Raw genomic sequence first — 15,348 nt, 5'->3', positions numbered from 1 at the left:
AAAATTGCGTGTGTTATGGTTTCGCTGCCTGACGGACATCTCCTTGTTTCGCCACGTGCGTTTGCCCATCCAATACGGTGACGGGATCCACCAATCGTCCCGAAAATCTGACTTCAAAATGGAGATGGGGACCGGTCGCCCACCCGTTTTTTCCCACCCGTGCAATCTGTTGCCCCCTGCCGACTTTCTGCCCGGGGGTGACCATGACGTCCTCCGGCTCCATGTGAGCGTACAACGTCTGGTACCCGTTCCCGTGATCAATCACAATGATCCATCCGTACCCCTGGGATTCGCGTGACTCGATCACCGTTCCCGCGTCGCTGGCAAGAATGGGAGCCCCCAGCTCACGGGCGATGTCGATTCCATCGTGTTGGCGGTACACGTTTTTGAGAGGATGGGGCCGGAATCCGAACCCCGAGGTGAGCCTTCCTCCGGGAACGGGCCACAGAAACCGGCCGCTCCCCTTCACCGTGCCGCCGACCGGAACCGGCACGGCGAACGCCTCGGCATACCTCTTCACTTTGAGCACGTACCGTTCATAGTCGTGGTTGTACTGCCAAACCGCTCCCCGCCTCGCATACCAATCCTCGCCCGGGCGATGGTTGGCCGCCAGGTATTTGGCTGCCGCGTGAATGGCATCATGCGGATCATAGGGATCCGCCTTGCCGTCCCCGTTGGCATCCACGCCGTATCCGCCATACTTGGCGATCAGCCGCGGGTCGGTGATGTCGACGGAATCGGGCAAATCTCCGAGTGCGGTTCCGCCGGGATAGGACCAGCCCACCCAGGTTTTGTCCATGAACTGCATGTGACCCTTGGCTCCCACGCTGCTGACCGACAGGTTTCGGCCGAAATCGGTCTCCACCTTGTGAATGGCCGCCAGGATCGGCCAGGGAACCCCGTACTTCTTTCCTGCTTCCATGTAAATGGGCAAATATTTTTGAGCCGCCTGCGGAAAACCTGAGGCGATTTCCCAGTTTTCTTCCGGCATCGGGCCGGACGGATGCCCCATAAAGGTGAGCAATGCCATGGCGATCAGCAGCAAGCCCGCCAACAACGCCGCGCCGAATGCTCCGATTCCTCCGGTCAGCAGGGCCCAAAAGAGCCCGGTTTTTCGCCGAATTCCCGCACGCACCGACGTGCTACTCGAAGCTGCCACGCACCGACACTCCTTCTGTCTTCCACCCCGACCCGTCACGGATCAAACGCAGTTCATACACCTGTTCCGTCAGAATCTCTTTTCCGTCACGGCCGCGCTCCACGAGAGAACATTGCAGAATACACGTGACCGCTTCCCGGTCCTCCTCGCAGGACCCGCGGGTGATGTCCGAGACGGTCGTCACCTCATTTTCCGCGGTGGGTCTCGCTCCGTTTGCCTCTTCCTCCAGGATTGCAAAAAACTCCGCGGTGGTGTGGGGACGCAGACCGTTCAATCTTTCCGCTTTTTTTGCGGGGTCCCGGGAAGCGTACATGACCAGGTAGCGGGCCGCGAACGCTTCCGCCTCTTTGAGATCCGGGGATTGTTTCCCGGTGCCCTCTTCACTCCCGGCGGGTTGCGAAACGGGAGCTTCCACCATCCGGGGATGCTCCGCTTCCGACCGTCCCCCGCCGACCCATCCCAGACGAATCAGCAAGTGTTTGGCGGTGAACCCGGCGACGAGAAAAACCAGGAGAACCAGCAGAAACAACCGTCGGCGCCCGCTTGACGTTTCGGTGTTGAACACGGAAATCCCACCCGGATTCATTTTCTTCTCATCATTTTGATGTTGCCGGCTTTGTTCGCCAGGTTCTGCGTGTACTTGGTCACGTACTGCACGGGAGTGTCGATGTTGATTTTGGCATCATAATCCTTGATCTTGCCCATGGGCGCCTGCAAGATGCCGAACAGCTCGTTCCGTTTCCAGATCACCCCGACCACGAGAATCAACTGCATCGCAATGGTCCAGACATATCCCACCTTTTCCGGGGGAGTCATGGTGTACAGCATTTGCGACAACACCAACAGCATCGAGAGCAAAATCCCGATCATCAGCTTGATCACCTGATAACCGATCAGCTTTTTGGCCCATGTGACCACGATGTCCCGCCAGGAGGGGTTGAGCGCGAGCAAAAACGCAAACGGAGCAAACAGGGCGATCAGCACGAACAGAAACTGGTACACGAGCATCGCTCCCGCAAGGATGAGGAACATCACCCCGAGGATGAGATGGGAGACGATCAGGATCAGGATCAGCGTGAGCCGCTGGAACACGCCGGAAGTGGTCACCATCATGTTCCCGCGGCTTTTTTCGGCTTTCACCGCCTCCGCCCGCGCTTCGCTGCCCGGTTTTTGCGCGAGAATCCGTTCCACCCTCTCCCGGGTCATTTCCGGATCGCTGGATGTTTTCCCGTGCTGAAGCATGATGTACGGTTCATACACCATCATGTGGTACATCTTGTCGGCAACCACCAACGAAGCCACATCGGAAGGGTACACCGGCGCATCCGGCTCCATTTTCCCCTGAAAGCTCACCCCCACCCCGACCACTTCCTGGCTGAGCCCGCTGCTGATGTCGTTGAGATAGCGCATGATTCCTCCGGCATTGGCAAAGAAGGCCAGACCCGCCATCAGGATGAATGCGCTCACCACCAAAGCGCTCAGCGCGTCCGTCGTTTTCTTCTGGACGATTCCCTTGTAGGCGATCCAAGCCCCCACCACGATGATCATCGTGGTCAGGAAATGCCCGAACAGTCCGGTGTTTCCGATGCCGTCCCCGTCAAAACCGGCCAGCTGCTGCACCCCGATCTCCACCGCTTCGGAAAACTGATCGACCACATCCAGCGAAAATGCGTTTTCCGTCAGCAGGATGACCGTGAAATCCCAGGCCAACAACCCTTGCCAGAGGAAGTTGTTCACTTTGTTCATGAAGTCGTAGGACACATCGGACATCACATCGTTGACTTCCCAGAAACTTCTCTCCTCGAGCGTCAATTCCAGATTGTATTGACTCGGCTTGTATCGGTTGAACTTCACTTCGTATCCGTGGGCTCTTGCCCGTTTGGCCTGTTCTTCGGGAAACACGGTAAGCAGGTCGGTGATGAGACCGTAACCTTCCGATTTTTTGGTGGTTTCCTCCGCTTCCGCCCGACCGCTTCCACCGACAGGCCCGAGGAACATGAGCAGGCAAGCCAGCAGGGCAAAGCACCATTTTTTCCAGTTCATTCAGCCGCTCTCCTTCACACTTCAAACTGACGGAAACGGGTGAACGATGCCCTTTCATCGGTTGACCCTGCTGAGCGGACGATCCGCATCGCGGGTCCTCGCGCCCGGACGGGTGTCGAACGCATGGAACAACCGTTCATCCAACACCTTGATTTCCAGTTCATTGACACGCTTCTCCAGGTCGGACATCAGGCAGATGCCGGTGGGCAGATTCCGGATGTGTTCAATGTGTTCCTCCGTCGGCTCAATGCCAAGAATCCGGCAGGCCGCTTCCGCTTCCTTCTGATCCCGGCACCGGAAGACGAACCGACATCCCAGGTTGGAACGAATCTCTTCGCCCAACATGTCCTTGGCGTTCTGGCTGATCAGGTAAATGGCTGCGTTTTTGCTGCGTCCGGTTCTGACCAGCTCTTCCAGGATGGCCTGCCCTTCCCGCACTTTGGCCAGCCTCCAGGACTCGTCAAACAGAACCAGCTTGAATTCACTGGTCGGACGGTTGGAGAAGCGACGGGCAAAATCGGAAATGGCCATCAGGATCGCAATGGCCATCCGCCCGTAGTCGCTCTGGCTTTCATCGGGCAGCTTCAAATCTTCCACCTGCAGAATGGTCAGCGGCATGGAAACGTCAATCGCTTCCTGCGTTCCGTCCCCGAACAGCAGTTGCCCCTGTCCGGACGTGGACAAATAACTGAGCACGTCCACGATTTCCTCCAGGGAATCGGCCCGTTTTCCGGGAGCGAGGCGCAGGTTTTCCCGCAAAACCTCGATCACGCGCATCATGGAAGGCCGTTCTTCCTGGACCACCTGATCGACGGCTTTGCCGATGACGATCGCCTCCCACGTTCCGTCCATGGCCCGGGACAAAAACTGGAGAATCCGTTTGGCCGTCTCCGCGGCAGTGAACCGGTCCTCCGAACGGGCTCCCATCAACGGATCGAGCTTGCCCCGGTCCTCCACTCCGCTGCGCAGGGTGACCACCCGGGTCAATCCCTTCAGCTCCGGGAGCACTTCCGGCCAATGTCCACGTTCGTCCTTCGGGTCAAAGATCAGCACGCTGGCTCCGCTGAGGAGCGCCTGATAAGCAAGCAGATTGGCTCCCAAGGATTTGCCGGCCCCCAGCGATCCGATGAACGCCGCGGAAGCCGTGGTGCTGAGACGCTTGTCTTTCGGCCCCCGGTCGTGTTCATAAAAGACCGGCAGATTTTGCGACATGCCGATCAGGTATCCCCGGCCGTCCCCCAATTGCCTCGAGGCTCCGGCCATTCCCGCCGCCACGGCGGTCGGATCCATGTAATGCACATAGTCGGTGATGAGCCGGGGGGATCCGGGGATCAATTCGTTGAATCCCCGCCACTGATCCCCGTAAGGAACTTCCACCTGGATCAGCATGTCTCCGTAAAGATCTTTCACCAGCTGGATCCTGAGATCCAGTTCCTCCCGGGTGGAAGCGAACACGCACAGAATGATCGACGTTTTCAGCAAGGGAAACTTGTCGGTCCGCAGGTTGCTCTCCAGCTCGTTGGCCTCCTGCTTCCCGGCCAGAATGTGATAAGACGTTTCCTGCCCGCTTTCCATCGCGTGATCGTCTTCCGCCTTGAGTTCCTTTTTCTTTCCGAGCACCTGCGACAAGGCTTTTCCGTAATCGATGGTTTCGGTGCGAACCGACACCTCCACGGGAAAGGACAGCTTCTGCACGCAATAGATCCACTCCGTCCCCGGAAACGGAGACTTGTCGGGAATATGGGAGATGGCCAGAAACGCCATGTATCCGGTTCGGGTCGTTCCTCCGGCAAACTGCTCGACCACCAGTCGGCGCCCGTGTGAATCATCGAAGCGCCCTTCGGTCAGGGTGAGAATGTCCCGTCCCGGTCTCCGGGCTTTTTTTCCTTTCATTTCGACCGGCAGGTAGGACGGTTTCCATCCGGCGCGAAGCGGCGCTTCTCCGATGCCCCGGTAAAATCCCCGGCGAATCAGCCACTGGATGTCATCCTCCGTCACCCTGCGGCCGCGAAGATATCCATTCACCCGGGAAAAGATGAGCTCTTCCTGGGACTTGTAGGCATTGATCTCCTCCTCGAAAATTTCCGGCAAATCCGTGCCTGAATGCTGAAGCAGATACCGTTTGAAATCTCTCCACAGATAAATGAGTTCTCCCAGAAACGAGAGTCCGGTTGCTTCCGACGGTTTCAGTTTCACCCCGATGAAAAAGCGATACCGGAACAACTCCTTGCCGTTCATGTGGCGGATCGCCGCCTGGATGTGCCTTTTTCCGGCTTCCTCCAGGTCGGAGGAAAGCCGTCCCTCCATGTCCCTGCGATGTTCCTCCAGGCTTTGGAATTCCGGAACGGCGAGCGTGTGTGTTTCCGCATGGATATTCCAATAAAAGGCCTCCAGATTCCCGTGGAGGCCCAATTGGTCGCTGACGGAACGGTAATCGTAATGATAAGGTTCGAGTTCATACCAGGCGCTGACCGAACCGTCCGTTCCGAACACCAGGTTTTTTTCGAAGTACTTGACAGGAAACGGGATGCGCGTCATTCGGTCTCACCCCCGGATGTCCGCCTGAATGTCACTGCACCTTCGTATCGGTATTTGCCCCCCGGCCGTTCCAGTTCCCGGTATCTGGCGTGATGGTGCGGGCTGAACCAGTGTTCCGCGACCCTCAGCAGAAACCGGTGCGGCGCTTTTCCGTCCAAGGTTTTGCGGGTGAAGAACCAGGCCACCCCGGCCGGAATCGCCACAAACTTGACCAGAAAATAGTCCACCCATGCCACGGGGGGAAACTTGTTCAGAATCACCATCAAGACAAGAGCTCCGGCGAAAAAAGCCATCTGCCGGTACGACACCGGCAGCGGAAGGGGGACTCCCTGGATCGAGTACACCGTTTTTTCGATTTTAAAAACCTGATTGTACACCCGGATTTGTTTCATTTCAAATACGCCTCAAACAGCCATTTGAATCCGTCCGCCCCGAGACTGGACACCAGTTCGGGCTGGAAAATGAACACGCTGACAAGCATGGCAAAAAGAGCAAATCCGATGAAAGCGGTGAACGCCCGTTTCCAGAACATGGTCAGGCTGATGAAAATGACGGCCAGAAAAAACAGGGATCCGATCTCCGAACCCAGGTATTCCTGCAGTTTTTGTCCCGGGCTTGCCGCCATCCACACCAAAAACGTCAGCATCTCCACATCAGATCTCCCCTTGTCCCATTTTCAGCACAAACCAGCGATTGCCTTCCCGGACCAGCTTGAACTCGTAACGCGTCGTCATTTTGACGCCGGAAGCGAGATCTTCGAGTTCCACCCGGAAGCGGGCCGTCATCTCTCCGTTTTGTTCGGTCACTTCCAGGTCCTTCAGATCTTCGAAGCGCATCACTCCCGTCAATCCGGGAACCGGACGGTTATCCTTCCGGAAGTAGGCGATTTCCCGAGGCTCTCCCGTGGTGTACACCTTCCAGAACGAGCGAAGGAACGCTTCCGCTTCCGCACGAACCGAAGAGTTCACCGTTTCTCCCTTATTGCCTGACACCGGCTCCTCTTCCGGAACGGAGACCACGGGGGCGGGAATGATCTTCGGCAATTCCACCACCACGTAGGACTCCCCGGCCTTCCGAACCGGAACGGAGATCCAGCGATCCACCCGCTTCTGATCATTTCCCCGACCCGTCCGGGTCAGGATGGTTTCCGCGTACACGGTGACGTCGGTGATTCCCGAACCGTCCTTGCGTTCCTTCATCTCCCAGGTGCTGACCTGCCTCGTGTAGGAGTTCCAACCGGCTTTGCTGAACTCAAGACCTCCCTGCACATCCAACCCCGGTTTCCAGAACGGACGCAGCCGCTCGGCTCTCGAGTCCTCCTTTCCGGCCGTCCAGAACAGATACTCTTTGGTGAACTGTTCCGCAAACGCGGCGAGGCTGACGGGCATGTGCTCTTCCGGGTCTTTTCCGGACTGCGCGTTCGCGAGTGTCGCGGTTTCCGGAACTTTCAACAATCCGAACTGGATCGCCAGGACCGCCGTGGCGGTGGCTGCCGTGTACAGGATGATGAGCCAGAAAACCGCTCTGACCAATTTCCGGTGGATCATCCGTTTCTCCATGTTCATCCCCCTTGACCGGGTCTGAATGTGTCATCCGTTTCACGTCCGGACAGTTCGGCGCGAATGATGTATCGCTCCGGGGCGGGTCCCGCGAATGTGAAGGGATAGCAGGTGGTGAGCGTGAGAACCGGATCCCGGGTGGAAACGATCACCGTGCGGTCATCCGCATCCGTCACCCAGGTTCGGGTGATCGTGTAGACAAACGTGCCTCGCGTGGTGCGGACCAACAGACGATCCCCCGTTTGGAGTTCTCCGAGCCGCCGGAACACGGTATCCCGGTGACCGGAGAGAACGGCATTGTCCGGCTCACCCGGCAACACGCTTCCCGCAAAATGACCGACACCCCGGGCCAGTTCTTCGTCCCGGGTTCCTTCCACGACAGGCATGACCGCTTGGAGACGGGGAATGATCAGATCGGCAAAGTGCTGGCCTTTTCGCGGGCGTTCGTTCTCGGGAAAAATGACCGTCAAATCCTGCCGGTCATCCGCCGCTTTCCCGTTCGGGGAAGCGGTGGCCGGTGAGTCGGTCGCCCGGACCGCATCCTCACCGGACCACTCCCGGACGGCATCCAGTTTCTGTAAATAATCGACGCCTGAGTGGCCCGCCCAGGCAGCCCCTCCGAACACCAGGATGAGCGCGATCCAGCGATCCCATTTCACTCCCGGTCATCCCCGTTCCGACGAATCAGGTACAGGGAACCGATCAGGGCGGCCAATCCACCCCCGATCACTCCGTCCAGATCCCCCGAAGCCGTTTTCGGAAGCTCCGCGCCGTCCACCGTCTTCGGCGGGGTGCCGGCGGAGACCGTCACCACGGGTTCCTGCTGCTTGGGCCGGTTTTCTTCCTTTGCCTTCTCCCGGACACCGGAAGAGGTCTTGCCGGAAGACTGTACGGAACCCGCCCCGGAGTTGTCCGACTTTCCGGTGGTGCTTGTCACGCCGGAGGACATGTCGCGCGAAGCGATCGTCCGGGATTCGCCGGTCGTCCGTCCGGTTTTCTCCCCGTCATCAACGGAAGAATTCCCGTTCGGATTTCCACCGGCCAGTTCCTTGGGCAGTTCCAGAACCGGCGGCAATTCCAGCGTTCCTCCCCCCGGCAGGGTGAGTGCCGGACGTTTGGTTTCAGCCGGCTTCCGGGTTTCCTCCCGCCCCCGCTGATCCCGTTTTCCCGGCATGTCGGGGGGAGGCGACTCCACATCCTTCCGCTCGGGCACGCTCCCTCCGCGTTGCCCGGATGCGGAACCGGTCTGATCCCGGGGAGCTTCCCGTTTCCCGATGCCGGGTGACTGTCTGCCCGCCATGTCGGGAGGCCGTTCTTCCCGCACGGGCCTTTCCACCTCCCGCCCCGTTTTCACGGGCAGCTCCGTTTTCACTTTCGATGATCCCGGCGGTTGATCCGGCGGCGCCGTCTCAGGCGGGATGTCACCGTCGGCGAAAGCGGACCCGATCCCGAGCGACAATCCCGTCACCAGGCACAAAGACAGGATCGCCGCAGTCCGGTTCACGTTCCGTCCTGCGGGCGTTCCGCGCTTTTTGCGGTTTCCTTTCCGGTTGGGATGTTCCAGATCGAACTGCCTCAGCAGATCGGTGTACAGATTTCGGGAAGAGACATCCGTCCGGAAGGACTCCAAAAGTCGACCCGGGTCCATACGGAAAATCCTCCTTCACCTGATTTCGGAAATCGCGTCCGACGGGCGGACGCGATCCGGATGAAGCCTGCGGAACGATGGAAATAACCGGAAAGTCAGCAGACTCGTTCCAATTTCTTCTTCCTATAATATTACAACAAACGCCATTATTTCAACACAATTTCGTAAAATTTGCCGATTCAATTTTTTTATCGTTCCTGATCTTGACCAAAAATACTTTTAATTGTCATGCTGTTTCAAAATAAATCCCCGAAAGCCATTCAACTCTGAAACCATCGGCTCAGAGTCGGTTTTTCCGATTCGACAACCGCGATGATATCATTGAATTTCTAATTTTTTGTTTTAATTAAAATAATCAAACATTTTGTCACCCATGAAGGCCGCGTCTGGATTTTTCCGGCCGACGGGAACAAGCGGGAAAATCCGCCATGATCCGCAAAAAAGCTCCCTCCAAAAGCGGAGGAAGCCCTGTGACGCCACCATCGGGAATCCGGAATCATGTCCGGATCATTTCCAGTTTTCCATCCGCCGGGCGAGGTTCCCGGTGAACAGTTCCAGAACGATCCCGTCCGGTCCGGAAAACTGCACCGACCATCCCCCGCCCCTTCGGACGGGTTCACGGATGAACGCGACACCCCGTTTTCTCAGCCTTTCCACGGCATCCGGAAAATCTTCCTCCCGAATGGAGAAAGCGACGTGATCCATCCCCGCCTCCCGGCCCGTCACCCCGGTCACGTCCCGCTCGAGAAGACAGATCCAGGCGTCTCCCCACTCCAAATACGCATCTTTCCGCCCCCGATGAACCGGTCTCATGCCCAGAACATCCAGAAAAAACGGCAAGCTCTCCTCCAGATTCCGGACTTTGAGCGTCAGGTGATTGAATCCCGTCACTTTCATCAGAACCCATCCTTCCGTGTTCCCTTTGAAATGCCTTTCCGGTACGGACCCGGTTCCGGAATGCGTGGCCCGGAAACTTCCTTCGAACCGACCTTCATAACGCAGCGGGTTCCATACGCACACGACTCAAGCCATGATCTCAAAGCGGTATGTCCCGGCCCCGGCCGGCTGCCGGTTTGCATTCACCAGCCGGTACGGAACGCTCACCGAAAAGGGGCCGGAAAACAGTTCCGGATCCAGACGCAACCGGTATTCGTTTTCCCAGACCCACCGATGCGTGACTCCGTGGTGCCGGATCCCGTCCCGAAACCATGGATGCCGGTTTTCGCCCGGTTCATTCATGCAGATGGCAAGGGAAAGCCGGTCGAAAAAGAGGAGCCATCCGTAATGATCATCCGCCTTCTCCAGCAGCGCCGGCGAAATCCGTTCGGCGAGGCGCATCCGGCGCTGCTGTTCCCGATTGAAAAATTCCACGGACACCGGATCCTCGCCGTTTTCGAAAAACCGGGAATAATGCATGCTGCAGAGAAATGCCGCATAGGGGTCTTTTTCCTCCACCCGGTCGATGCCGTGCGTGTAGGCCCGTACTTTGGGGGCGAGCGGATAATCCTCAAAAGAATGGGGAGCGCCGGTTCGTTCGTTCCAGAGAATCTCCTCGTCCAGCTCCTCCCAGCCGCAGTCGTGGAGGGAGATGCCCCGTACGACATTCTCCGGCAGCTTCCATTCGGGTTTCAGCCGCTCGGCCAGTTGACCGGAGACCAAAGCATGATCATGCTGGCGAATCAACACGAACAGATCCCCGCTTTTTCTGACAATCATCTTCGCGGTCCCCTTTCCGGTCCAAGATCGTTCGGAGAATGGCACCGAAACGACTTGTTCACGATGATTTCCCCTGTTTTCCCGCCCGTTTTTTCGCTTCCAGAAGACGGTTCAAATGGCTGCCGGGTTCAGGCGGACGAACCGGCTCCTTCTCCGGTGGCGGACCAACCGTTCGCCGGGTCGGCTCGGAACGCTGCGCCGGCGGAGATTCGGACCGTTTCAGATGATCGGCCGAAGGGGACGATTCGGAGGGAGTGAAGAGAGCCGCGCGTTTCGCGGTTTCCCGACGGGTCTTTTCCGAAATCCTCTTCCACCGGTCGTCCGTCTCCCCGCTCCCGGGATCCCGCCGGACCAGCGGCAAGCGAAGCCGGTTCCGAAGCTCTTCGGCGGTCAGGGACCATTTCCGCACCGCAGCGTCAAGCGGCCAGAGCAACGTTGCCAACAGCAGGCACCACCAGGACAAATCCCGGCTTTCGTAACGGCTCTCCCACTCCCCGGCAAACACCTCTTCCGGCCGAACGGACGATTTCCCGCCCGCGACGGCAGCCATTGCGTCGAGCAATCGTTTTCCGTCCACATCCGGCCTGAATTCCGCAGCGACGGGCACCACCACGCCGAATGTTCCAAGTTCCTCTCTTTTCTTCCCTTCCCCTGAGGCCCGCACCAGAAACGCCCCCGGACGGTTTTCCGGAAATTCCCCTTCAAACACGCCGGGTTCCACCCATTCCGCGACGCCTTCGCGGACGGTTCCCCGTTCATCGGTGACCCGGAAACGAATGCGATCGATGCCCGACGCGCGTTCCTCCGAAGCGATGAACCTCAGGACGGATCGCCCGTCTTCCCGTTTCCGTTCGACGGTGAATCCACCCGCTCCGCTTCGCGGGAAGGTCCATCCGACCACCTGATTCCACACCGCGGCAAACCGGTTCCAGGTGATCCATCGCGAAGACCATTTCCCTTCAAGATCGGAGGTCCAAGCCACGGCTCGCCCCAAGCCGTATTGCCAGCGGGCCATGACGGGGTCCCCCTCCGGACTTACAAGCACCGTTTCGGCCGTCCGTTTGATCGTGGTGGCCACGTAAGCCTGCAGAGGCGGAACGGGTTCCGTCAGTTCCTTCCAATCCGCCCCGCCGGTCCGTTCGGGAACAAACGGCTTGTCCACCACGTAACTGCGGGTGGCGAGTGCCGCTTCCTTGGCGAAAATGGTCGGAATGGCACCGGGGGATTCCGCCGTGTAATGCCGCCCGCCCGTCTCCGAGGCCAGCCCGGCGAGCAATCCTTGGGCCGCGTCCGTTCCCACGGCGACCGTCGACAAGGTGATGCCGTCCCGTTTCATCCGGGACACCAGTCCCCGGTAATCTCCTTCCGGAGATTGCCCGTCGGTGAGAAGCAAAATGTGTTTCCGCTTGACCGGCTGCGTCCGGATGCTTTTCCAGGCTTCTTCCAAGGCCGGATAAATCGCCGTCCCGCCGTCAGCCCCCATGGTGCCGATCCGGGATTGGACGGTGGCTTTGTCCGTCACGGCTTGGGGAGTAATCAGCCAGCGCCAGGTCGCGTCAAAGGCGATCACGCCCAGCCGGTCTTGAGGAGTGAGCATGCCGGTGGCGCGGACGGCCGCTTCTTTGGCCATCTCGAGTTTTTCCCCCGCCATGCTGCCGGATTTGTCCATCACGAGGATCATCGCCATCGGCGGAAAGCGTTTTTTGTCAGTCACCTCCGTTCGCACCGGCAAGGCTTCTTCCACGGGCGTCCGAAACCATCCGCCCAATGCGAATCCCTGATCACCGCCGGTCATGACCAAGCCCATGCCGAGATCCCGGACCGCCCTCCGAATCCCCTCCATTTTTCGCTCCGGGACGACCTCCGCGGGAACATTGGCCATGATGAGCGATTGAATGTCGGCATAGCCCTCCGGGTGTTCGGGCAGCGCCCGGGCGGGGATCACGTCCACCCGCATGCCGGTGGCGCGCAGAGCCGCGGCGGCATTTCTTCCGCTTCCCGGTTTTCCTTCCGCGATGACCACCCTCGGTGTTCCTTCGACCCGGGTGAGAGCAAAGCCCTCATTGTTGACAGGGATGCCGTCCGCGTCGGGAACCAATTCGGCCCGAAACCGTTTCCAGCCGCTTTCTTCCGCCTTCACGGCAAAAGAAAATGTTTGATGCCCGGGCTGAAGGATCACCCGTCGCTCGCCCACGGGACGATCCCCCGCATACAGACGGATCGTGGCAGACATCCGCCCGGTGGATCCGGTTTTCACCCGGATGTCGACGGTATCTCCTTCATAAACGGTTCCGGCCGTTTCCACGCTTTCCATCCAGGCTTCCGGCCCCGATTTCGCGCCGATCTGCCGGACATCCACGCGAATGCCCCGCCGACGAAGATGCTCCGCCTCCTTCAGTGCAACCCCGTCGGTTTCCAGACCGTCGGACAGCACCACCACCGCACCGGGAGAATCATCGGGAACCAATCCTCCGGCCAACCGGAGCCCGGCGGCCAAATCGGTGGCATGCTCGCCGATCACGGAGGAAAGGGCCGGGAGATCCGGATCGGTCCGCGGCGCCTGTTCCACCGCGGCCGTCGCTCCCACGCTCACCACGGCCACCCGGTCTCCCGGGCGCTTGGTGCGGACCGCCTCTTCCATGAATTTGAGCGCTTCCTCCGGATCTCCGACCGATGCCGACCGGTCGACGACGAACACCACGGTCCGGTCCCGGGACGGGAGAAGCAAATGAAAGCCCGCCAACGCCAAAACGATCAGCAGAATGACCGCCGCGCGAATCACGGGAACCCATCGGTTCTTTCGCCTCCCGATCCGGTTCTCCCCGTTCAGCAGGTACCATATCCCGAATCCCGCCGGAATCAACAACGCCAACATCCACGGATGACTGAATTCAACCGCCACGAACATACACCACCCATTCCGCTCCGACCACCAACAGCGCCGCCAATGCCACCCACCGCCACCATTCGTCGTGGGTCGGCACGCTTTCCCGATGATCGCCGGCTGACGCGATCGGAACCTCTTTCGGAACGATGTCGGATTCCCCGGACGGGAATGTCACGGAGGCCCTGCCGAGCACCGCTCCCGATCCGGCGTCGCTCATCCGGTAGAGCCCCGGCCGTTCGGGAAAACGGCCTTCGGTGTCCGCTTGCTCTCCCTCGGGATCTTCGCCGGTGAATCGAAGGAGACGAACTTGGTCACCCGAAGAAAGCGGGACGGTTTCCCCCGCTTCCGCCAGAACACTTTCTCCGCCCCCCAAAGGCGACAGCCAACGGATCGCCTGATGGATCAGCAAGGGAAATTCGGGCTGGAGCGGCACGTCCGATTTGGCCGGATCAAAGGGAAACCAGACCACACGCCGTCCCCCGGTTTCCCCGGCGAGCAAGAGCGGGACGCCGTTTGCCGTCACGATGGGCCGGGCCCAGGCAGGAGGAGTGGTCACCCGAACATCCGCCACATGCCAGGAACCGGGGTTCAACCCGGCGACAATCGGATGACGGGGATCGGCCTTCACTTTGCCCGACACCGTCCGTCCCCCGGACAGGGAACCTCCCCAAGAGGGAGACGGATCAAACACCAGCAGCGGCAAATCCGGCGGCCACTCGCCGACCGGTCCGTCGGATACCCGCAACACCTTTGCGCCTCCGGAGACGGGCGGACGGTCGCCTTCCACCGGCTGCGAACCGGTGGAAAGTTCCAATGCTTTTCGCAAAAACAAATTTTCTTTTCCGGTGAGCCACACGGAGACGGTTTCTCTTCCCGACACGGTCGACCAGCGGGAGTCATCCTCCGGCAAAGCGTCTCCCCTTGCCGAAACGGTGGCCTTGTACCAGTCGGCCGCGGGAAGATCTTGCAGCCGGACGGTCCGGCTTTCACCGGGGGCGAGGGAAACCGTCCGGGCGTCCAGCACCCGTCCCTGCGAATCGCTGATCGACAATGCACCGCTCATCCGCACATTTCCCGGATTGTCGACACGAACGAACGCTTCCGTCCGCAGTTCGTCCCCCTTCACGATGAACGCTCCCACGGCCAGATTGCTTCCCTGACTGCCGATCCGATGAAACCGGTCGGGCAGATGGCCGGTTTCTTTTTTCGCCCCGGCCCCGTCGGAAACCAGCACCACACGGGCCGCCGCATCACGCGCGACGATGGCCCGTGCCAGACTGAGCGCCCCGTCCGTGTCGGCGCGCCCGGCCATTCCCCCGATCTGTTCCACCGCGGCCAAACATTCCCGGCCGGAACACTCCGTTGCCAACACCCGCGGGGTTCGCCCCGCCTCGATCAAGGTCAGCGTTTGGTCGGCATCCGCCCTTCGAATCCACGTTTTCACCGTTTCCTTCGCGATCTCAAGCCGGGTCTGGTCCCCTTCCCGGGCCAGCATGCTGCCCGACACGTCGATCACCACCACGGTGTGCGGCCCGGCCAGTCCGTCCGCGGGCAATGCCGGACGGGCGAGGGCGAGAATCATCAAAGCGGCGGCGAGCAATTGCAGCCACAGGAGCAGATGTTGCCTGAATTTTTGCCAGGGCCGGTTTGCTTCCTCCCGCTCCATCACCCGTCTCCACAAGAGCGTGCTGGAAACGGTGCGGGGCTCATGCTTCTTTCGGAGAAAATACAAAATCAGGATGGCCGGCAACGCCCAAAGCGCCAGCCATCCGGCTCCGGGTTCCAGCCACTTCACGTT

The 15,348-nt window shown here is 59.6% G+C and carries 13 protein-coding genes; all 13 read right to left on the bottom strand.

What is annotated here, in order from left to right; translation table 11 throughout:
- Positions 1 to 13: 13 nt before the first annotated feature.
- The 13 genes from EG886_RS02295 to EG886_RS02235 all read right to left on the bottom strand — a co-directional run bounded on the left by EG886_RS02295 (position 14) and on the right by EG886_RS02235 (position 15,345).
- Positions 14 to 1,159, bottom strand: coding sequence for a peptidoglycan DD-metalloendopeptidase family protein (locus EG886_RS02295; RefSeq protein WP_124726620.1), 1,146 nt, complete (start codon positions 1,157 to 1,159; stop codon positions 14 to 16).
- Complete coding sequence (locus EG886_RS02290) at positions 1,143 to 1,724, bottom strand: hypothetical protein (RefSeq protein WP_124726619.1); 582 nt, start codon at positions 1,722 to 1,724, stop codon at positions 1,143 to 1,145. Before EG886_RS02290 ends, EG886_RS02295 begins: the two co-directional genes overlap by 17 nt.
- Before the next feature lie 17 nt (positions 1,725 to 1,741).
- Positions 1,742 to 3,202, bottom strand: coding sequence for a CD3337/EF1877 family mobilome membrane protein (locus tag EG886_RS02285; protein WP_124726618.1), 1,461 nt, complete (start codon positions 3,200 to 3,202; stop codon positions 1,742 to 1,744).
- Between the two features lie 54 nt (positions 3,203 to 3,256).
- On the bottom strand, positions 3,257 to 5,740 hold the full coding sequence (locus EG886_RS02280) for an ATP-binding protein (protein WP_124726617.1): 2,484 nt from the start codon (positions 5,738 to 5,740) through the stop codon (positions 3,257 to 3,259).
- A complete protein-coding gene (locus tag EG886_RS02275; protein ID WP_124726616.1) occupies positions 5,737 to 6,132 on the bottom strand; it encodes a TcpE family conjugal transfer membrane protein in 396 nt (131 codons plus the stop codon). The genes EG886_RS02280 and EG886_RS02275 overlap by 4 nt, the downstream gene beginning before the upstream one ends.
- Positions 6,129 to 6,386: a hypothetical protein gene (locus tag EG886_RS02270; protein ID WP_124726615.1), complete on the bottom strand. Its 258-nt coding sequence runs from the start codon at positions 6,384 to 6,386 to the stop codon at positions 6,129 to 6,131. The genes EG886_RS02275 and EG886_RS02270 overlap by 4 nt, the downstream gene beginning before the upstream one ends.
- A gap of 7 nt (positions 6,387 to 6,393) precedes the next feature.
- Positions 6,394 to 7,299 (bottom strand): conjugal transfer protein, encoded by a 906-nt coding sequence (locus EG886_RS02265; RefSeq protein WP_164491600.1) that lies wholly within the window; start codon positions 7,297 to 7,299, stop codon positions 6,394 to 6,396.
- Between the two features lie 2 nt (positions 7,300 to 7,301).
- Entirely contained in the window at positions 7,302 to 7,958 is a 657-nt protein-coding gene (locus EG886_RS02260; RefSeq protein WP_124726613.1) for a class D sortase, read from the bottom strand.
- Positions 7,955 to 8,947 (bottom strand): hypothetical protein, encoded by a 993-nt coding sequence (locus tag EG886_RS02255; RefSeq protein ID WP_124726612.1) that lies wholly within the window; start codon positions 8,945 to 8,947, stop codon positions 7,955 to 7,957. The genes EG886_RS02260 and EG886_RS02255 overlap by 4 nt, the downstream gene beginning before the upstream one ends.
- 507 nt (positions 8,948 to 9,454) lie before the next feature.
- A complete protein-coding gene (locus EG886_RS02250) occupies positions 9,455 to 9,844 on the bottom strand; it encodes a VOC family protein (RefSeq protein WP_124726611.1) in 390 nt (129 codons plus the stop codon).
- Positions 9,845 to 9,970: 126 nt separating this feature from the next.
- Positions 9,971 to 10,663 carry a DUF3891 family protein gene (locus EG886_RS02245; protein ID WP_124726610.1) on the bottom strand — a complete coding sequence of 231 codons (693 nt, stop codon included), beginning with the start codon at positions 10,661 to 10,663 and terminating at the stop codon, positions 9,971 to 9,973.
- 58 nt (positions 10,664 to 10,721) lie between these two features.
- Complete coding sequence (locus tag EG886_RS02240) at positions 10,722 to 13,565, bottom strand: VWA domain-containing protein (RefSeq protein ID WP_164491599.1); 2,844 nt, start codon at positions 13,563 to 13,565, stop codon at positions 10,722 to 10,724.
- Positions 13,555 to 15,345: a vWA domain-containing protein gene (locus tag EG886_RS02235; RefSeq protein ID WP_124726608.1), complete on the bottom strand. Its 1,791-nt coding sequence runs from the start codon at positions 15,343 to 15,345 to the stop codon at positions 13,555 to 13,557. The genes EG886_RS02240 and EG886_RS02235 overlap by 11 nt, the downstream gene beginning before the upstream one ends.
- Positions 15,346 to 15,348 lie beyond the last annotated feature (3 nt).

The sequence above is a fragment of the Staphylospora marina genome, assembly GCF_003856495.1.
Lineage (GTDB): Bacteria > Bacillota > Bacilli > Thermoactinomycetales > Thermoactinomycetaceae > Staphylospora > Staphylospora marina.
This window is presented reverse-complemented; position numbering and strand designations above follow the sequence as displayed.